General features: G+C 35.2%; 18 protein-coding genes. 4 read left to right on the top strand and 14 right to left on the bottom strand.

Going from position 1 to position 20,711, the window contains the following annotated elements:
• Positions 1 to 196: 196 nt before the first annotated feature.
• Positions 197 to 1,429 (top strand): aminopeptidase, encoded by a 1,233-nt coding sequence (locus DS031_RS03225; protein ID WP_113804496.1) that lies wholly within the window; start codon positions 197 to 199, stop codon positions 1,427 to 1,429.
• Positions 1,430 to 1,490: 61 nt separating this feature from the next.
• Here the strand turns inward: DS031_RS03225 and DS031_RS03220 are convergent, their stop codons facing one another.
• Positions 1,491 to 2,747 (bottom strand): hemolysin family protein, encoded by a 1,257-nt coding sequence (locus DS031_RS03220; RefSeq protein WP_113804495.1) that lies wholly within the window; start codon positions 2,745 to 2,747, stop codon positions 1,491 to 1,493.
• Between the two features lie 241 nt (positions 2,748 to 2,988).
• Between DS031_RS03220 and DS031_RS03215 the strand changes: the two genes are divergently transcribed.
• Entirely contained in the window at positions 2,989 to 3,393 is a 405-nt protein-coding gene (locus DS031_RS03215; RefSeq protein WP_113804494.1) for a hypothetical protein, read from the top strand.
• A gap of 42 nt (positions 3,394 to 3,435) precedes the next feature.
• Here the strand turns inward: DS031_RS03215 and DS031_RS03210 are convergent, their stop codons facing one another.
• Together DS031_RS03210 and DS031_RS03205 are read right to left on the bottom strand one after the other, a co-directional pair.
• The gene (locus DS031_RS03210) at positions 3,436 to 5,055 is read right to left on the bottom strand and encodes an ABC-F family ATP-binding cassette domain-containing protein (protein WP_113804493.1); all 1,620 of its coding nucleotides are present in this window, start codon (positions 5,053 to 5,055) and stop codon (positions 3,436 to 3,438) included.
• 225 nt (positions 5,056 to 5,280) lie between these two features.
• A complete protein-coding gene (locus DS031_RS03205) occupies positions 5,281 to 5,580 on the bottom strand; it encodes a hypothetical protein (RefSeq protein ID WP_113804492.1) in 300 nt (99 codons plus the stop codon).
• Between the two features lie 491 nt (positions 5,581 to 6,071).
• Between DS031_RS03205 and DS031_RS03200 the strand changes: the two genes are divergently transcribed.
• On the top strand, positions 6,072 to 7,562 hold the full coding sequence (locus DS031_RS03200; protein ID WP_113804491.1) for a phytoene desaturase family protein: 1,491 nt from the start codon (positions 6,072 to 6,074) through the stop codon (positions 7,560 to 7,562).
• A gap of 111 nt (positions 7,563 to 7,673) precedes the next feature.
• Here DS031_RS03200 and DS031_RS03195 read toward each other — a convergent pair whose 3' ends face one another.
• The 4 genes from DS031_RS03195 to DS031_RS03180 all read right to left on the bottom strand — a co-directional run bounded on the left by DS031_RS03195 (position 7,674) and on the right by DS031_RS03180 (position 11,222).
• A complete protein-coding gene (locus DS031_RS03195; RefSeq protein ID WP_113804490.1) occupies positions 7,674 to 8,156 on the bottom strand; it encodes a DinB family protein in 483 nt (160 codons plus the stop codon).
• A 211-nt stretch (positions 8,157 to 8,367) separates the two neighbouring features.
• Positions 8,368 to 9,225 (bottom strand): dimethylarginine dimethylaminohydrolase family protein, encoded by an 858-nt coding sequence (locus DS031_RS03190; RefSeq protein ID WP_113804489.1) that lies wholly within the window; start codon positions 9,223 to 9,225, stop codon positions 8,368 to 8,370.
• Between the two features lie 145 nt (positions 9,226 to 9,370).
• Entirely contained in the window at positions 9,371 to 10,456 is a 1,086-nt protein-coding gene (gene ribD, locus DS031_RS03185) for a bifunctional diaminohydroxyphosphoribosylaminopyrimidine deaminase/5-amino-6-(5-phosphoribosylamino)uracil reductase RibD (RefSeq protein WP_113804488.1), read from the bottom strand.
• Positions 10,443 to 11,222, bottom strand: coding sequence for a GTP cyclohydrolase II (locus tag DS031_RS03180; protein ID WP_113804647.1), 780 nt, complete (start codon positions 11,220 to 11,222; stop codon positions 10,443 to 10,445). The genes ribD and DS031_RS03180 overlap by 14 nt, the downstream gene beginning before the upstream one ends.
• 231 nt (positions 11,223 to 11,453) lie before the next feature.
• On the opposite strand from DS031_RS03180, the gene DS031_RS03175 reads away from it, so the two are divergent.
• On the top strand, positions 11,454 to 11,981 hold the full coding sequence (locus DS031_RS03175; RefSeq protein WP_113804487.1) for a helix-turn-helix domain-containing protein: 528 nt from the start codon (positions 11,454 to 11,456) through the stop codon (positions 11,979 to 11,981).
• A gap of 29 nt (positions 11,982 to 12,010) precedes the next feature.
• Here the strand turns inward: DS031_RS03175 and DS031_RS03170 are convergent, their stop codons facing one another.
• From DS031_RS03170 to DS031_RS03140, 7 genes are all read right to left on the bottom strand, one after another.
• Positions 12,011 to 12,814: a carbonic anhydrase gene (locus tag DS031_RS03170; RefSeq protein WP_113804486.1), complete on the bottom strand. Its 804-nt coding sequence runs from the start codon at positions 12,812 to 12,814 to the stop codon at positions 12,011 to 12,013.
• Positions 12,815 to 13,001: 187 nt separating this feature from the next.
• Entirely contained in the window at positions 13,002 to 13,649 is a 648-nt protein-coding gene (locus DS031_RS03165) for a LysE family transporter (protein WP_113804485.1), read from the bottom strand.
• A gap of 128 nt (positions 13,650 to 13,777) precedes the next feature.
• Complete coding sequence (locus tag DS031_RS03160) at positions 13,778 to 14,473, bottom strand: YqcI/YcgG family protein (RefSeq protein WP_113804646.1); 696 nt, start codon at positions 14,471 to 14,473, stop codon at positions 13,778 to 13,780.
• Positions 14,474 to 14,829: 356 nt separating this feature from the next.
• Complete coding sequence (locus DS031_RS03155; protein WP_113804484.1) at positions 14,830 to 16,755, bottom strand: PTS fructose transporter subunit IIABC; 1,926 nt, start codon at positions 16,753 to 16,755, stop codon at positions 14,830 to 14,832.
• A complete protein-coding gene (gene pfkB, locus DS031_RS03150) occupies positions 16,752 to 17,687 on the bottom strand; it encodes a 1-phosphofructokinase (protein ID WP_113804483.1) in 936 nt (311 codons plus the stop codon). Before pfkB ends, DS031_RS03155 begins: the two co-directional genes overlap by 4 nt.
• 275 nt (positions 17,688 to 17,962) lie before the next feature.
• Positions 17,963 to 19,243, bottom strand: a complete 1,281-nt coding sequence (gene preA / locus DS031_RS03145) for an NAD-dependent dihydropyrimidine dehydrogenase subunit PreA (protein ID WP_113804482.1) — start codon at positions 19,241 to 19,243, stop codon at positions 17,963 to 17,965.
• Between the two features lie 26 nt (positions 19,244 to 19,269).
• Entirely contained in the window at positions 19,270 to 20,637 is a 1,368-nt protein-coding gene (locus DS031_RS03140; protein ID WP_113804481.1) for an NAD(P)-dependent oxidoreductase, read from the bottom strand.
• Between the last annotated feature and the right edge of the window lie 74 nt (positions 20,638 to 20,711).

The raw sequence follows: 20,711 nt of genomic DNA, 5'->3' as shown, positions 1-20,711 counted from the left end.
AAAGTTAATATAAGCAATCATTCGTTGTTTATTCTCGATTTATGTCGGTCTTTTTCTAACTATAGAGTAGATTCCTCAAAAATTAGTATGCGATTCAAAGGTTTTTCATATAACCATGAAGACGGTTTCCTTTTCTATTGATAATAAAACTGATACGATAATATAAACCACTATACATAAATATTGGAGGAATTTTATGACGACATTTGAACAACAACTAGAAAAATATGCTGAACTTGCAGTAAAAGTAGGTGTAAACCTACAGAAAGGGCAAACGCTTATCATAAACGCCCCGCTTCTTGCAGCAGAATTTGTTCGAAAAATAGCAAAAAAAGCTTATGAAACAGGTGCAAAGAATGTTCATATTGAATGGCATGATGAACAAATAACACGAATTAAATATGATCTTGCTCCAGACGAAGCATTTAAAGAATACCCACTCTGGAAAGCAAAAGGTTACGAAGAAATGGCTGAAAACGGGGCAGCGATTTTATCTATTGTCTCTTCAAATCCTGACTTATTAAAAGGTATCAATCCAGATCGAATTGCTGAAGCAAATAAAACAGCTGGTCAAGCAATGCAGGGCTTTCGCAGCTATATCTTATCAGATAAAATTAGTTGGTCAATTGTAGCGTACGCCTCAAAAGAGTGGGCTGAAAAAGTCTTTCCTAATGCTTCTGAAGATGAAAAAATTACTAAACTGTGGAACGCAATCTTCAATGCAACACGAATTAATTTAGCTGACCCCGTCGTTGCATGGCAGCAACATATTTCTTCACTCAATCAAAAAAGTGACTATTTAAATAATAAAAATTATAAAGCTCTTCATTACAAAGCACCGGGCACAAACTTAACAATTGAACTTCCTGATAAACATATTTGGGTATCTGGAGGAAGCGAGAACAAGACAGGTACATCATTTGTTGCAAATATGCCAACTGAAGAAGTGTTTACAACCCCATTAAAAGAGGGGGTTAATGGGACAGTTTCAAGTACAAAACCATTAAACTACAGCGGAAATGTGATTGAAAACTTCAAGCTTACATTTGAAAACGGGAGAATCGTTCATTACGAAGCTGAAACAGGTTATGAAACATTAAAACGCCTCATCGAAACCGATGAAGGATCACACTTTTTAGGCGAGGTAGCGCTTGTCCCACATGAATCACCTATTTCAAACTCTAACATTATTTTCTATAACACATTGTTTGATGAAAATGCCTCCAACCACCTTGCAATCGGGAATGCGTATTCCTTCTGCATTGAGAACGGCAAAAATATGTCTAAAGAGGAACTTGAGAAAAACGGCTTAAATCAGAGCCTTACCCACGTTGATTTCATGATTGGTTCTGCTGAAATGAACATTGACGGTGAGACTGCTGATGGAAAACGTGAAGCAATCTTCAGAAACGGAAATTGGGCAATTTAAAGTAGGAAAACAAAGAAAGAGGCTGACTCTAATAAGTCAGCCTCTTTCTTGTTTGCTTTATTTAAGCAATATTAAAAACTTCTACTTTGATTTTTCTTATTCTTCGATTTTCTACTTCATCCACGGTTACTTTTAAGTTCTCATATTCAAAGTATTCGCCTTCAATTGGAATGCGTTCAAGCTTTTCAACAATCCAACCACCAAGCGTATGATAGGAACTTTCAGGAAGATGTATATCTAACAATTTCGAGAAATTATCGAGCTGATATTCTGCATGAAATTCATAAGTGTTTTCATTAAGCTGGGTCATGACATTAATTTTCTCATCTTGTTCATCCCATATATCACCAACAATTTCTTCTAATATATCTTCTAAGGTAATTAAACCTGACGTTCCTCCAAATTCATCAATTACAATTGCCATATGCACTTTGCTTTTCTGAAGTTCAGGCAAAAGAGTCGCAATTTTTGTTGATTCCACGACAAACATCGGTTTTCTAATTAACTCTCTTATATTTACTTCACCATACTGCACAAGGTGAGCTAAAAACTCTCTTTCAGATAAGATCCCAATAATATTATCGATATGCTCTTCATAAACAGGAATTCTTGAAAACCTCTCTTCTAAAAATACATGTTTAATCTCATCCACTGATTGATTTACTTCAATGGCAATCATATCAATTCGAGGCGTTAATATTTCACCTGTGCTAATATCGTTAAAATCTAATGAGCGGTGAACAAGCTCTTTTTCATCTTTATTAATCACACCTTCTTCTTCACTTAAATCAATCATCACTTTTAATTCTTCTTCAGTTACTGAAGGTAAATTTCCATTATCTTTTGAGAAGAATCTAGATACAAGTGATTTTAACTTACTAAAAAGAAAGTTAATTGGTGTTAAAGCTTTAATTAAAAGCAGCAATATACTTGAAATAGCTAACGCATAACTTTCAGCGTTTTCTTTGGCAAATGACTTGGGTAGTATTTCCCCAAAAATTAAGATTAAAACTGTCATCACAACCGTACTTATAAAAAGGCCACTGCTTCCGCCAAATAAATCTGTTGCTACTTTTGCTGAAATACTGGCAGCTGCAATATTAACGATGTTATTTCCGACTAGAATCGTTGACAAGGCATTATCAAAATTTTCGGCAATATATAATGCATTTTTACTTCCCCGTCTTTGTTCATCCATATAGTTTCTTAACCTAATTTTATTTACACTAGAATAAGCTGTTTCTGCTGATGAAAAAAAGGCTGAAAGAAAAATTAAAAAACCTAAAAGAATAAACAAGTTCAATGGCACTTCGTCCAAAAAAATCCACACTCCTAAATCAAATTATTGTTGGTTTACACATTATTATACTACTTTTTTATGCTTAAAAGTTATTGCTTTATTATTTTTTACTTTTTTTATTATGAATAATCATATCATATTTGTCTACTTCCCTTTATGATATGTAACTATGCTTCATTTTTTTTGAATTTTTCAACATAAATAATTGAGAATGATACAAAATACAACTGCTCATATAAAACTGAGGAGTTGATATGAAATGAGATGGCAATCTAATCTTCTTTCCCTATTGAAACAAAGAGAAAATAAATCGATTGCGCTTGCTGTTGATACTTCAGAATTACCAGCTCGCCCCATTCTTATGAATAATATTATTAAATTGTTTCAAGAAGTTAGACCAGATACAACATTAATACAAGCCGATTTCCAAATTCGAGACATTTCTTTAATCACTAATCATAACATTCAATATTTCAAGCACGGCAAATCCTCTTATACCCTAGTATTAGAATGGGCAGAACAAAATGTTGATACCATTTTTTATATTACAGACGTAACCGGTTATATTTATGAAGAATTAACATTTACAAAGGAAGTATTTTGGTTAATCCCTGATGACTATTTGCCAAGAGTACCATTTGGTAAAGCGATAAAAGTTGCATAAAAAAGAATCTGCAGGGATGATGCTCCTGCAGATGTTCTTTCATTATTGATACATTTGTTCAAGCTGTTTTTGAACATCTTTATTTTCCAAAAATTCATCATATGTCATTTGTTTATCCACAAGACCTTTAGGAGTAATTTCAATAATGCGATTTGCAATAGTTTGAATAAACTGATGATCATGCGATGCGAAGATCATGGAGCCTTTAAAGCTAACAAGACCATTGTTTACTGCTGTAATGGACTCTAAGTCAAGATGGTTTGTTGGTTCATCTAAAAGTAATACATTTGCATTACTTAACATCATTTTAGAAAGCATGCAGCGTACTTTTTCTCCACCTGATAAAACGCTTGCCTTTTTTAATACTTCTTCTCCTGAGAATAACATTCTTCCTAAGAATCCGCGCAGGAAACTTTCACTTTCATCAGCTGGTGAAAATTGACGGAGCCACTGCACAAGGTTCATATCAGAGTTTTCAAAGTACTCTGAGTTATCTTTTGGAAAATAGGCTTGTGATGTTGTAACACCCCATTTAAATGTTCCGCTGTCCGGTTCCATTTCACCCATTAAAATTTTAAATAATGCTGTTTTAGCAATTTCATCTTTTCCAACAAGGGCAATTTTATCATCTTTATTCATAATAAAGCTAACATTATCAAGCACTTTCACGCCATCAATTGTTTTAGTAATGCCATCTACACGCAATAAGTCATTCCCAATTTCTCGTTCAGGCGTAAATGCAACATAAGGATAACGTCTTGAAGATGGTTTAATATCATCTAAAGAGATTTTTTCAAGTAATTTCTTACGAGATGTTGCCTGTTTTGATTTTGAAGCATTTGCACTAAAACGGGCAACAAAATTTTGAAGCTCTTTGATTTTTTCTTCTTTCTTTTTATTGGCATCCTGCGCCATTTTTAGGGCAAGCTGACTTGACTCATACCAGAAATCATAGTTCCCTACATAAATTTGAATTTTACCAAAATCTAAATCAGCAATATGCGTACATACTTTGTTTAAAAAATGACGGTCGTGTGACACAACAATGACGGTATTTTCAAAGTTAATAAGAAATTCTTCAAGCCATTGAATTGCTTTAATGTCAAGATGGTTTGTCGGCTCATCTAAAAGTAAAACATCAGGCTTACCAAATAATGCTTGAGCTAAAAGAACTTTTACTTTTTCTCCACCAGTTAAATCAGCCATTTTTTTCGTGTGAAGCTCTTCATCAATACCAAGACCTTTTAATAAAATAGCGGCATTGGATTCTGCTTCCCAACCATCTAATTCAGCAAACTCTCCTTCAAGCTCCGCTGCCTTCATACCATCTTCTTCAGAAAAATCAGCTTTCATATAAATTGCATCTTTTTCCTGCATCACTTCATAAAGACGCTCATGTCCCATAATAACCACTTTTAATACTTCATGTTCTTCATATTCGAAGTGATTTTGCTTTAATACAGCTAGACGCTCACCTGGCTTCATATGTACATCACCGGTTTGCGCTTCAATTTCACCAGAGAGAATTTTTAAAAAGGTTGACTTCCCAGCGCCATTTGCCCCAATAAGACCATAGCAATTTCCTGGTGTAAACTTAATATTAACTTCTTCAAATAATTTTCGGTCTCCATATTGTAAACTTACATTATTAACAGTAATCATAAATTATTAAATCCTCCAATATTTGATATCTACGAAATTATATCATTAAAAGAAAACTTTCGCGATATTTAACATAAAGTTCTAGAAAAAGAAACATAAAAATCCCTCCACTATCATTTGACAGCGGAGAGACTTCAAAAAATATAAAGCGCTTTCAATTTAATTTAAGCTATTTCAACAGGCTTTGTTAATCAACTTACATTCTACATTCTTTAATTCGTTCTTTTAAGGAACGGGAACCATGAGATCTTCTTTCAATTCATGCAGTTCACGAGTAAGCAGCGCTACTTCCGCTTCTAACTTCTTTGATGTAGGCTGTCTTGTTTTTTCCATCGTTTTTAGCTGTTTTTCAATACTCAACATACGCTTATCAAAATTAGTGATTTTTTCATCTAAATTCTGATCACTTTTACCCTTTCCTTCTAATTCTTTGCCTTGATAATTAGTTATAACAGGAGATTCCTCTTCCAATAAACATAAGTCAACAACCAATTCATAGTGTAGTTCAGTTGTTTCTAAAATCACTTTCATTTCCCCTTTCTTAAAGTAGTCCAGAGGCTAAGTGACAACCCAATTTGTTTAGAAAGCTGGAGGTAGTAAAAATAGAGCAAAAGTATTTTACAACAACTTTTTTATATCTATTACTAATTATAAACTAACATTATAACGATAATATTTCAATTTTTTTAAGTTTTTGTAAATATTATTAGAGAAATTCTAATAAACACACGATTTGTAGAATTTATTGTAGAATATTCCCTATGTAAAAGGCACCTCCTTCTTCTTTTTTATAAAGCTTAGTGCACACAGCATGTAAGTGTACTAGTTTATTTAGTTCTACACATTCGTTGGAAATCCCTTTATAATATCTTTTGATTTCATTTAATAGCTCGTTTCCTTAACAACCATAGTCCTCTTATGTTATCTTTGTAGAAATACCCTTTTATAAAAATTTGAATCGTTTTAAATACAAATTTTTTATTACTGGCAGCTTATTAAGAAATAGGTGATTAAACATGTATGATTTTGATATTATCATTGTTGGTGCTGGCTTTGATGGATTATCAGCAGGAACCCTTCTTTCTAAATACGGGCATAATGTCGCTTTATTTGAAGCTTCTAATGACCTTGGCAGACGTAGTGGCAATTTGGAAAGGAAAGGATTTCGCTTTTCAGCGGAAACAGCAGTTGGAATGGGCTTTGAGGAAAATGGTGTGCTCTTTAATTTATATAAAAAGATTGGTCTTCCTCTTCCTGTGATGACAAAGCTTCCTGTTATTATGGATGTACATCTACCTGATGGGAAGATTCGCTATTATAAGAAAAAGCGTAATTGGTATCGGGAACTTTCGACTCATTTCCCAAAAGAACACGCACGGATGATCGACTTTTTCGAAGAGGTTTTTCGTACAGGGATGTACCTTGATGAAGTCATTCATCAACACCTCCCCATGCCTAAACAAAAATTTAAAAAAATACCAAAAATCACAAGCTTAATAAACCGGCATACATTTAAATTAATTCCCTTTGTTAACCAGACAGTTGCGGATCGATTAAAAAAATTCAATCTCGAAAATAATAAAGAATTTTTACACTTTTTAAATGGACAATTAATGGAACGTATTCAAACAACAGCAGAAAACTGTCCAGCCTTTTTAGGATATGCTGCACTACAAGCTTTTCATCAAGATGCTTTCTACATCCAAGGCGGACTTGCATCAGTGGCTCATGATCTTGCTGCTTTTATCGAAAAACAAGGCGGTAAAGTAAAAAAGCAAAACAAAATTGTATCAGCAGAACGCAAAGAAAATGGATGGCATGTAACAAATCAGCACGGAGAATTATTTACAGGAAAAAAACTCATTTTAAATAATTCACTTCATAACATTCAGGAAATTCTTGCACCTTCTTTACAGAAAAAAAAATTTCTTAATCATAAAACGAAAGAAGCAGCACATGAGACATGGGGAACCTTTATGCTTTATGCTGGATGTAATGATGAGTTTATTAATAAAAAACCCGAAGAAGATGTCCTGTATCATCAATTTATTCAAGAGTATGACAAGCCTCATTCAGAAGGAAATCAGTTTTCATTTTCCTTATCAGCACAAAACGATTATATAATGGCACCCAACCATAAGCGTTCCATTACTATTTCTACTTATACAGATCCGAAACAGTGGTGGAATCGAAATGAATATAAGGATAAAAATAATCGTTATACAGACCAAATGATTTATGCAGTGACAAAACGTTTTCCTGGCTTCTCGGAATCAATTGAACTTATCCTTCCAGGTAGGCCTGTAACGTTTAATCGCTTTATTCCTCGACAAGAAGGAAGAGGCAGAGGCTATATTCCAACTAGAAAATCCAACTTGCTTCAGTATTATTCAAGCTATTCTGGAATTGATGACTTATGGGTTTGTAATCAGGCGGGATTCCTTGGTGATGAAACATCGAGTACTGTATTATCTGGTATGATAGCCGCTGAACAAGTTAACAACTAACTTTCCCTTCTCGATTAATCGACATATCAACCTATTGATCAATTACTAATAAAAAATACGCTGCTTAATTACAAAGAGGTTGGCTCTACAAGCCAACCTCTTTGTAATAATTTAGAATTTTTTTGCATCAATTGCTTTTTTCATACTTTTTATTGTACCAATATGCATAGCCTCATGATAACAGCTGAATAAAAGAAGTTCACCAATTGTTTGAAACGTCATATTTTTTCTTAATTGAAATGGTTCAGAAAGCTTTTCATCTAAACGGTTAGAAAAGGTATTAAGAAGACGACTCTTTTGTTCTTCTAAGATCGCCACAATTTCAAGAAATGATGGGGCAGGCTCTTCCCAGTCCTTAGGATGAGTACCAGCATTAAAGAAAGCAAAAAACTCTTTTGGAAGTTGTATATTTTCTCCTGCAGGTGCAAATACAAGTTTTTCTGCAACAACTGGTATATGTCCAAAATTCCAACGAATATTATTATTAAACCCAGTTGGTACAATATCTGCTATATCTTCAGGAAAGCTTTTTAAATAATTTGTAGTGATTCCTCTTGCAATATGTAATTGATGTAAAATAATATCTTTTGACATTTTTCTTCCTCCCTCTTTCATTATTTTCTCTTTTACTAACCACACAATTTTCCTATCTTAACTAACTTAAAAAAGAATGTTATTATGTATATTCCCTTCCCCATTTATTATGAAACAAGTAAACTACTATGAGAAGATATTGTATATCGTAACGTTCATTATAAAAAACGCCTAATTAATTAGGCGTTTTTTATTTATTATTCATAATTAACTAATTTTGACGAAAAATTGGGAGGGTAATACAGCGAAAAGATCCACCTGACTTTATTATTTCAGAAATATCTACTTCGATTACATGATAACCATTTTCTCTCAACTGCTTATTCACTTTTTTATTAATTGGTAAGCTGACAACGGTTTTATTTCCGAGTGAAAGAATGTTTGTACCAAGTGTAAATTGCTCTTCTCTTGTTACTTCAATTAAATGATAACGAGAAGAAAGAACTTCTAACTCTTTTTCCTGAAATGCAGGTGAGAAAATTAATGCTTCATTTGCTGAAAGCACATTAAATACACAATCAAGATGTAAATATTTTTCCTCAAAGGGCACAGCAGTTATTTGAAAATTTGGAAGCAGCTTTTGCATTTGTTCGATGGCTTCTTTGCTTGTTCGATCACTTACACCTATCCAAAGCGTTTTCTGATCAAGAATAACATCTCCACCTTCAATACTGCCTTCTTTTAAATCATAATAATTCATTTCGTTTTCTTTCAACCATTCTTTTAATATCTGTTCTTCTCCTTGACGAATGTGCTGCCCCATTTCAGAAATAAACACGGTTTCATTAATTGTAAAACCGATATCGCGCGTAAAAACTTGTTCAGGAAATTTTTGCTGGACAGGAAGTAAACTCACTTCTACACCGTGTTTTTCTAATGCTTTTCTTAAGTTTTCATGCTGTAAATTAGCAAGTTCAATATTAATATTATCATGTATAAAATGCTTTTGTGTTTCATTTATCACTTCACGTATTTTCATATAACTCGGCTTACACAATACAACTTTTCGTAATGTATCATATTCCGTATTACAAGACGCCTTTAAAGTTTGTTTAGTCATTTTTGACATATAGGAGATCCTCCATTATCAATTCTTTTGTTTTACTATTCCCTAACAGATAAAAGATATAAACCTATTTAAAGAACCATTTTTCTATTTGTGATTCATAAAATAAAAATAAACAAGAAGTCATCTTCTTCCGATGACTTCTTGTTTATTTAAGATATCCTTCAATACAAAAATCTTCTCCTACCTGCTTGATTGAGGCATTTTGAAGTTGAAGAGCGTCGTTCATTTCTAATATTCCTTTTCCTGAAACAGGCGTTAAAGCATTCCTTCCACCTACTAATTTTGGAGCAATAAAAAAGATAACTTTATCAATTAGACGTTTTTCAATAAACGCACCATTTATTCCGCTGCCGCCCTCAACAAACAAACTTGTAATTTGTTCATTTGCTAACAGCTGCAGCACTTCTTGAATATCAACTTGTTCTTGACTAGAGGTAACAAATACACGGCACCTTCTTTTTTCAAGCTCCTCTTTCTTTTGAACATCAAAAGATTGACTTGTAAAAATCCATGTTGGTGCTTCGTCGTCATTGATAAGCTTTGCTGAAAGAGGGATACGAAGCGTAGAGTCAAGAATTACTCGTATTGGGTTTCTGCCTTCAATGAATCGACACGTAAGTTCAGGGTCGTCCGCAATAACTGTATTTACTCCAACTAAAATCGCATCATGCACACTGCGCAGCCGATGAACTTCTTCTCTTGCTTTTTCTCCTGTAATCCATTTACTGCTTCCTGTTGAAGTAGCAATTTTTCCATCAAGTGTCATTGCTGCCTTAAGCGTAACAAATGGTGTGTTTTTAACAATAAATTTATTAAACACTTCATTTAGTTTATCAGCTTCTTCTTCTAATACGCCAACAACCACTTCAATTCCAGCATTCTTTAAAATCTTTACACCGTTTCCTGAAACGAGAGGATTTGGATCAAGTGCTGCAATAACCACTTTTGAAACTCCAGCTTTCACTAATGCTTCGGCACATGGACCTGTCCGCCCTTGATGCGAGCATGGTTCAAGCGTAACATAAGCAGTGGCTCCCTTTGCTTTTTCTTGCGCCATTCTTAATGCATGAACTTCGGCATGCGGCTCTCCTGCTTTTAAATGGGCACCCATTCCTACAATTTGTCCATCTCTTACTAGCACAGAACCTACATGAGGGTTTGGAGCAGTTTGACCAGTCGTTGATTTCGCCATTTCTAAAGCTAATCGCATATACTGTTTATCTTGTTCCACTTAAAGCTTCCCCTTTCATATGCCCTGAACGATTCATTTTAGTATTTAAATAGTTTTCATTATAGACAGATACATCCCCCCATAATGAAAGACGGTCTGTAACAAATAGACCAGAACGTTCAAGAGCTTCAAGCTTTTTAGGGTTATTTGTAATTAATGTAACAGGTTTTTTTCTTAAATATTGAAGTACCGTAATAGCTTCCTCATATGATCTTTTGTCATCTTCAAATCCTAAAGCAATATTTGCATCAACAGTATCATAACCATTTTCCTGAAGTATATAAGCCATTGCTTTGCTAAATAATCCAATACCGCGCCCTTCATGATTGGCTAAGTAAAAGAGAGCGCCGCTTCCGTTTTCAACGATTAACTGCATTGCTTTCTTTAATTGAAATCCGCAATCACATCGTTTGCTTCCAAAAATATCTCCTGTATGACAAATGCTGTGCATGCGAATTAACGCCTCCGTACTTTCTGAAAAATCACCATACACTAATACGGAAGATTGCTGCATATCAGCTAAATTGCTTTTTGCTAACTGTTCAATTAATTGTTCTTGATTATCAAATGATGATTCTGTATTTAACCATGAATACCATTGAAATATTACTGTATTACCTTCTAAATTAACCGGTAATTTAATAGGACCAACAAGGTAAAGAGCTCTATTATCTGTTTGATCTATTAATTTAATGCGCTCTTTTAAAAGCTCTACTGCTATTTCTTTCAAAGTATTTTCCTCCTTATTGTTCCATTTTTTAACCATGCTATCCGACGTATAAGTATATCCAATTCTTTTTAAATGATATGTGTTCATAGTTCTATTTATTTTCTCAGTTATTTTAAGTCGTTTTATTCTTTTTGTTAATTTCTTAATAAAGAACTTATTATTCTATTTAAGAACAAATTATCATTTCAATGCTGGAAAGTCAATTGTTTTTTTGTTAATATAAAACTAAGTTCTTTATAAGATAACTCTAAAGGAGCACTAGTTAATATGGATATTGGTTCAACAATTCGTGAAATTAGAAAGCGTAAAAATATAACGATTACACAAATTTGTGACTGTACTGGACTGTCAAAGGGCTTTATGAGTAATATCGAAAACAATAAAACAGCTCCATCAATTTCTACTCTTGACACAATTGCAAATTCTTTAAATGTTCCACTTGCTTATTTATTATTAGAAAAAGAAAAAAGAGTACATGTCGTGCGAAAAGATGAGAGAAAAGTAAGTTATTTCGGTAAAGGTAACATTAAAATTGAACATCTAACAGACAATACACCACTGCAGCTGTCCATTATAGAGATGCCACCAGGCTATTCAAGTTTAGATACTCCACATGCTCATAAAGGAGTTGAATGTCATCTAGTACTAAAAGGTGAGGTTTTTGTCAGACAAGGGGAAGATGAACTAATACTAGAAGAAGGCGATACGTTTTATTGGAATGCTTGTGTTCCCCATGCTGTTAAAAACTTAAGTGATAAAACCGCTCTGCTCCTGGTTTCTGTCTACAATGAGTAAAGAGGGAGCCATTTTACGGGACTCCCTCTTTACTGATGTTTTTTAGCGATTTCACGTTCATTTTGCGGTTGAATAGGTCGATTATTTTCCGATATAACTGCTTGAAAGGCCGCTATTTGTTCCTTTGACATTTCAATTGGCTGTTCAAAAACGAGCCATTTTACTCTTTCAGTACATGGGGGTGTTGTAAGTGAACCATCATAACGAAATGTTGTAAAATCATTAGGAAGCATACTTAATAAATCAACTGTTTGATTAAGCTGTACTTCTGTTTCTAACTTCTGCTGAGAAAGGTTTGTAATGAGTTCTGCAAGTGATTCTTTTTCGGAGCCTTCCTGAACAAATACAGCGAAAACAACAAGATTTGCTCTTTTATCTTCGTGTAGAAAGTGCAGCTCCATCTCATAGTGTTGACTGTTAAGTTGATGTTCGCTAGGGGTATGGATATGAATTTGATTAAGCTTATATGTTTTTTCACTTAATTCAATTGTATTATTTTTAGATACATCTGTTATGCTGATCCTATTTCCATTATTATTTAAAGAAACAGTTGTTGAATGGTAATTAATTTTAAGATCAGAAAGCGATTCATTCACTCCCACAATCGTTTCTTGAATATTAATCGGTGATTGTTCGGCCCCATTTTTACAAAGAATGTATTCAGGTAATAACTCTCCCCAATGCTCTGGACCTGTTTCTTCCTCATATGACCATTTAACATTTTTTATCTCTGTTACATTCGCATCATCTATTAATTCATCTCCCGGGTGCTGAGAACAGGAAGTAAATAATAAGTATATACTAAATAAAGAAACGACTAATGTCTTTTTCATCAAGCTGTGTTCCTTTCTTAAAGCTGCTTCTTTGATGTTAATTGAAAATATTTTTATTTACAAGTTTTTTGTTGTAATCACTAGTCAAAACTGGTGTTTATTTCTTAGGATATCCATTATCCCTTACCGTTAACAGCAAAACCACCTTTCCATTATGGAATAGAAAGATGGTTTGCTTGTTGCAGTATTATAAAGATGCCCTTATTTCTATTAGTAATAAAAACGCATTATAACCAAAATAAATGCCGTAACCTAATAAAAGAATCCCTGCACAATAGATCATCTTTTCCATCCATCGTTGACTGCATATATTTCTGCTAAAATGTGAGGTGAAGGCAATATTTAAATTCCATAAAATAATGCCTATAAAGATACATAAACTATATAAAAGGGCTTTTGTAACCTCCACCTGTGAAGCAATTTCACTTAATGCTGATCCATAAACACCAAACCAAAACACAATATTGATTGGATTGGCAAGCGCAATAAAAAACCCAACCCGAAATGACTGACCGAAGCTTGTACGACTAAAATCTTCTTGAAACGTTGATTTTATTTTTGCTGATTGAAATGTCACCATTGCTAAATACGTAAGAAAAACAAATCCAAAGCTATACATAAGCAGCTGAATGAGCGGCTCTAATAAAAACCGACCAAATCCTAAATAAACGAGAAGCATAAAAAGGAAATCAGCAGTCATCGCTCCTATCCCGATAAGCCATGAGCTCCAAAACCCTTGAAACATGCCTCTTTTAATCATCTCAATATTAATTGGACCAACAGGTGCAGCCAGGGATAAGCCCAGGACAATTTGCTTGATTATAACAATAACCATCTATACACCTTCTTATCCATATAACTTGTCTACTTCTATGTAATGTAAAAGTAAAGGTATTTAGAACAGAAGATCATTTTTTTACAAATAAAAAATTCCGTCAACCGAATGCTTGACGGAATAGTTTTCTAACTAGAAGATTTATGATGAAATGGACATTTACCTGTAATCGGTTTTACATCGTCACCAATAAAATATTGCTTCCATTCACGATGATTTTCATCACCATAATGACTGATGTTCGGGTGCTTTGGGAGATTATCCCATGCTTCTACACGCTCCCGAACAGATTGTCTCGACTTTATTCCGGTTGGGCGATCACCTTCAAGGCCTTCAAAAATCATCCGCGGCTGCATTCCAATCACTAAACAGTTTCCTAAATCTCGTGTTTTTCTCTGCTTATAAGCTGGAGCATTTCCAAAAGTAAAGAATGGTTCCCCATCAAAGCTAAAAGCCCATAAATGATGATCTGGATTTTTTGGTATATGTGCAGGCCACTCTTTTTTATCACGCTCATGAAGATAATCGAGGAGCCTCCAAAAATAAGCACGATAATATTCAATTGACCTTTCTTCTCTCTCTGGTTCTACAAATACAAACAACCCTCTTCGAACGGATCGATCTTCGTGCATTAAATATAGAAAATCACGAACAGTATCAGGAAAATGACTCCAATCATTATGAGATAAATACGTATAGCGAAGCTCACCTTTTTTTTGAGCGTGAATCCCAAAGTAGCATGGAAAGGTAGGATCTGTTACGATGTTATGAAACGTCTGAAATTCTTCTGCGACCCAATGTGGAACTTTTTCCTTATTAATCATATCTTCTTTTGTAAGCAATTTACTATGTAAGGTGTTTTTCAAAATATATTCCCCCTTTTTTCCCAATCTATATGAATATATTGTTTAAGATTGTTTATTATGCTAAACCTAATTACACTATACATTCCCTTTCCATTCCCTCTATTAAACGTCTAATTTTAACGAATAAGCTAAATATAATAGAAGTCCACTAACAAAAAAACTGTCAGCGGACTTCTATTTAACGATATAAGATTTTTTATCGAACTTAAGGCTTTATAAATCAGGCTTTTTATTTAGACTATGTGTTCCATCAATAAATCGGACTGCTCTTGATTTTGCATACATGGTTACTTTCCTTCGAACTTTCTTTATCCTTATGCAGCCTGCTTTACTATATTTTCTGATGTTTCAATTGGTTTCTTAAATAATCCAACTAATACAGCTGTTACAACCATACCAATCACAATTGAAAGCACATATAAAATCGGATTTCCAGTTACGATTGGAACAACAAACATTCCTCCGTGGGGTGCAAGAAGACCAATTTCAAAAATCATCGACAAACCGCCAGCAACCGCAGAACCAATAACAGCTGCTGGAATTACTCGCTTCGGATCTGCTGCAGCAAATGGAATAGCACCTTCTGTAATAAATGAGGCTCCCATAATATAGCATGTTTTTCCAGTTTCACGTTCCGCTTTTGTAAAGCGGTTTTTAAAAAGTGTTGTCGCAAGTGCTAGTCCAAGCGGAGGCACCATTCCACCAGCCATAATGGCTGCATGTGGTGCATAGTTACCAGCATCAATCATCGCAATACCAAATGTAAGTGCTGCTTTATTAACAGGACCACCCATATCGACTGACATCATTCCACCTAAAAGTAAACCTAGTAAGACAATGTTTCCTGTTCCCATGCTCCCTAACCATGAGGTAATTCCATCATTCAGTGTTCTAACAGGTTCGATAACAACATACATCATTATAAAACCTGTAATAAGAATTCCAAATAACGGATAAAGCAAAACTGGTTTGATTCCTTCGAGTGATGGTGGAAGCTTTGAAAAACCTTTTTTCAGTGCTAGTACAGTGTATCCAGCTAAAAACCCAGCAATTAATCCGCCTAAAAAGCCTGCACCACCTGTTGATGCCATTAGTCCAGCAATCATTCCAGGTGCTAACCCAGGGCGATCTGCGATACTCATTGCAATAAAGGCTGCAAATACTGGAATCATTAAGCCGAAGGCACTGTCACCGCCAATTTTCACTAATGCTTCCGCAGCTGGATGATAGGTAGGATCATTTGGGTCTGCGGCATTAATGCCAAACATAAAGGACAGAGCCATTAAAATCCCGCCTCCGACAACAAATGGAAGCATGTTTGATACACCATTCATTAAATGCTTATAAAAACCTTTACGTTCTCCTTTGTCAGCTTTATTCAATTCACCTACTGCACTTCCTGAGCCGTTCTGGTAAACAGAACCCTCTTGTTTTAATGCACGTTCAATTAAACTTTGTGGTTCACGAACTCCTTTGGCTACAGGTACTTGAATCACATGTTTTCCTTTAAAACGTTCCATCTCAACTTGTTTATCTGCTGCGACAATAATCGCAATCGCGTTTTCAATATCCTCCTGTGTTAAAGCATTTTTAACACCTGTCGAACCATTTGTTTCCACTTTAATTTCTATATTCATTTCTTTTGCTTTTGTTTTGAGAGCATCAGCTGCCATATATGTATGGGCGATACCAGTTGGGCAAGCTGTAACAGCTAATATTTTTCCTTTGCTGCTTTCTTGTGCTTCACTTACTGTATCTTGGTTTGGCTCTTCTTCTTTTAAAACTTCTTGTTCTTTCGCATCAATGATTGTGAGTAACTCATCAATAGAAGATGCATTAAGAAGTTTATTGCGAAATGAGCTGTCCATCAACAATGTAGACAGACGTGAAAGTGTTTCAAGATGGGCATTATTTGCTCCTTCACTTGCTGCAATCATAAAAAACAAATGACTCGGTTGACCATCAAGTGATTGATAATCAATACCTTGACGTGAGCGACCAAAAGCGATAGCAGGTATCTGAACTGCTTTCGTCTTCGCATGCGGAATCGCAATACCTTCCCCAATTCCAGTTGTACTTTGTGCTTCACGCGCTAATATTGCTTCTTTAAATAGTTCTTGACTATTGAGTCTACCAGCTTCACCTAGTTTAGCTGAGAGCTCATCAATAACACCTTCTTTTGAATTAGAGGATAAATCAAGAATAATTGTATCTTTCTTTAACAGTTCCGTAATTCTCATGATGTAACTGCAGCCCCCTCATTTATTTCTCTTATTTTTACTTGATTAATTAATGTCTGAATATATTCTTCTGTACAAAAACCTATTGAAAATGCTGATGCACTTCCTGCTGTTACGCCATACTTAAATGCATGCAGCAAACTTCCTTTTTTCACATAAGAACCAATAAAGCCTGCAACAACAGAATCTCCTGCACCAACGGAATTTTTCAATTCTCCACTTGGAACATTCGCATAATGCACACTATTTTTTGTAAAAAATAGCGCCCCCATTCCTGCCATTGAAACGATCACATTTTCTGCTCCCATTTCAACAAGTTTTCTGCCATATGGAATGGCTTCTTCAACCGTTTCAATCGTCACATTAAAAAGTTCTCCTAATTCATGATGATTCGGCTTCACTAAAAATGGTTTAAGCGGTAATACATCTAAAAGTGTTTGTCCCGTTGTATCTACAACCACTTTTACATTTTTATGTTGAACATGTTCCATTATTTGTTTGTACAATGAAGATGGTAATGATTTAGGGATGCTGCCGGCCAAAACGAGAATGTCCTCTGGGGTGAGCGCATCAAGTTTTTCCATTAACTGCTCAAGCTCCTCAGCCAAAATAATTGGCCCGTCTGCATTAATTTCTGTTTCTTTGTCTGCTTTTAGCTTAACGTTAATTCGTGTGTCTCCACTAACTGATACAAAATTGCATCCTATATATTCAGCCTTTAAGGCATCCCTAACAAATTCACCAGTAAAGCCGCCAATAAAGCCTAATGCTTTACTTTCAACATTCATACGCTTTAGTACGCGAGAAACGTTAATCCCTTTTCCACCAGGAATCTTCATTTCATTCTCAATACGGTTTAACTCTCCAATTTGAATCTTGTCTGCTTGAACAAGATAGTCAACAGATGGATTAAGAGTACAAGTATAAATCATATTATCGTCCACCTTTATTAAATTTTTCTGTCAGACTTGTTAGACAATCTGACTGTTTTTGATTGTTTTAATACTATCTTACAGTGATACACCTTATCCTTTTCAAGTCATCCTTAATGTTTTAATGTGTATTGTATACAGTATACTTCCTTCATAATTAAAAATCAACCATTTTCTATCATTTAAAATCAAAAACATTCATAATCAAGCAAAAAAAAAATAAGAGTCAAGCACTTCCTCTAGAATGGTTAGTGCTTGACTCTTATTCAAATGCTTTAATTGTCTTGATTAGAACTTTTATTCAAAACTTGTTGACGTTCAAACCATGTTTGTGAAGGTTGATTTATGTTTACTTCTACCATGTCAATTGCTCCTTCAACCGGACAAACAATTGAACATAAATTGCATCCAACACAATCATCTTCACGAACAACAACCGTTTCCTTGCCAGTTTTATAATCTTTTAATAAGTCAATCGATTGATGCGAGGTATCTTCACAGGCAATATAACATTTGTTGCAGTTAATGCAGTTGTCTTCATTAATTCTCGCAACAATTTTGTAGTTTAAATTTAAATTTCCCCAATCTGTATACGTATGAACAGCTTTTCCTACAAGATCCATCACAGAGGAAATTCCTTTTTCATCTAAATAGTAATTCAATCCATCAATCATATCTTCAACAATTCGAAAGCCGTGATGCATTGCTGCCGTACAGACCTGCACACCTGCTGCTCCCATTAAAATAAATTCAACCGCATCCTGCCACGAGGCAATCCCGCCAATTCCCGAGATTGGTAGATTGACTTTTGGATCACGCGCACATTCTGCGACCATGTTAAGAGCAATTGGCTTTACAGCAGGACCACAGTAGCCGCCATGTGTTCCTTTTCCATCAACATGAGGAATTGGAAGCCATGAATGAATATCAACCCCCATCAAACTGTTGATTGTATTAATCATGCTGACCGCATCAGCTCCACCATCTTTTGCCGCACGAGCTGCAAAACGAATATCAGTAATATTTGGGGTTAATTTTACAATAACAGGTGTTTCAGCCACCTCTTTTACCCATTCTATCTGCTGTTTAATTAAATCTGGATGCTGACCAACAGCTGAGCCCATGCCGCGTTCAGCCATGCCGTGCGGACAGCCAAAGTTCAGTTCAAGTCCATCTGCGCCGGCTGCTTCTGCTTTTTTAACAATTTCATGCCACTTTTCTTGATCATGTTCTACCATAAGTGATACGACAAGAGCGTGATGTGGAAACTTCTTTTTTGTTTCAGCAATCTCTTTTAAATTCACGTCAAGCGGTCGATCCGTAATCAGTTCAATGTTGTTAAATCCCATAATGCGGCGGCCGCCGTAATGAATACCCCCATAGCGAGAGGTCACGTTTGTAACAGGATCATCTGTTAATGTTTTCCAAACCACTCCGCCCCACCCTGCCTCAAAAGCACGCATGACTTGGTAAGCTGAATTAGTCGGAGGTGCTGACGCAAGCCAAAATGGATTTGGTGATGATATGCCAGCTAAATTAATGTTTAAATCTGCCATTTCCATCACTCCTTACTTCGTTAAATTCATTCCCCTGCATGTTGGGTAAAATTTTCATGTATTTTATATGCAGCTACCTTACCTTGTTCGGCTGCATCAACGACCATCGCTTCTGTTTGCCCTCCACCAAAGATAACATCCCCAGCTGCAAATACTTTCGGATTAGATGTTTGCATCGTTTTATTATTCACAAGGACGACTCCATTTTCATGTTCAAGATTAAGAGCATCAATTATAGATGTAAATCGCGTTTGACTAATGGCTTTAATGACGTAATCAACTTCAACTGGATAACTTGATCCTTCAATCGGTACAGGTTTTGGTCGATCATTTTGACCTTGCTCTTCAAGTTTCATTTTAATTAATTCTAACGCTGTTACTGAGCCATTTTTTCCTATTATTTTAGTAGGTGACGAAAGCCAGCGAAACTCAATACCATCCTGCTTCGCAAATTCATATTCAAATTCATAGGCCGTCATTTCTTTTTCTGTTCTTCGATAAAAAATTTGAACACAATCAGCACCAAGTCGTTTCGCACATGTTGCTGCATCAATTGCTGTATTGCCTGCACCGATGACTGCAACATTTTTACCAATAAATTCATTTGTTAACCCGTTCTTTTTTGTTTCTTCAATAAAAGAAATCGCATCAAGCACACCTGATAATTCCTCACCTGGTATATTAAGCTTTTTCACTGCTGATATTCCAACTGCAAGTAACACGGCATCATAACCTTTAATAATTTCATTAAATGAAATATCTTTTCCGACTGTAGTAGAATATTTAAATGTTACGCCTAATGCTTCGACTTGTTCGGCTTCCCATAACGGAATTTCTTTTGGCAAACGAAATGATACAATTCCATATGTTGATAGCCCACCAGCCCTCTCTTTTGCTTCATATATAGTCACTTCATATCCAATTCTCGCTAATTCACGGGCACCTGACAGTCCAGCTGGTCCTGCTCCAATTATGGCAACTCTACAGCCATTTTGCTGTCCGCGTTTAAAGAAAGTTTTTTTATTTTTGATCGCCCAGTCTGTCGCATGCTTTTGAAGCATTCCTATCATGATTGGTTTTGAAGGACCATTTAAGACACAGGCTCCTTCACATAATTCTTCTGTTGGACATACACGCGCACAGCTTGCCCCTACAGGATTTGCTTCCATAATCGTTTTTGCTGATCCATAAAGGTTTCCCGTTGCAATTTTTTTAATAAATGTTGGAATATCAATACTTGTTGGACAAGCTTTTATGCAGGGCGCGTCATAACAATATAAGCATCGGTTTGATTCATCGATTGCTTCTTTCGGCTTAAGGGCAGGTGCTGCTTCTTGAAAATTTTTCTCTAGTTCCTGAAAAGAAGTAAAATCGGCGTCCTTATTCCCTGCCATCCCCATATCCCCCTTGTTCATCATAGTATTTAAACAGCTTGTAAACTTGAAACTATTAAACAAGTTATCCTCAA

It is taken from the genome of Bacillus taeanensis (assembly GCF_003318295.1).
Classification (GTDB): Bacteria; Bacillota; Bacilli; order Bacillales; family UBA6769; genus Maribacillus; species Maribacillus taeanensis.
This window is presented reverse-complemented; position numbering and strand designations above follow the sequence as displayed.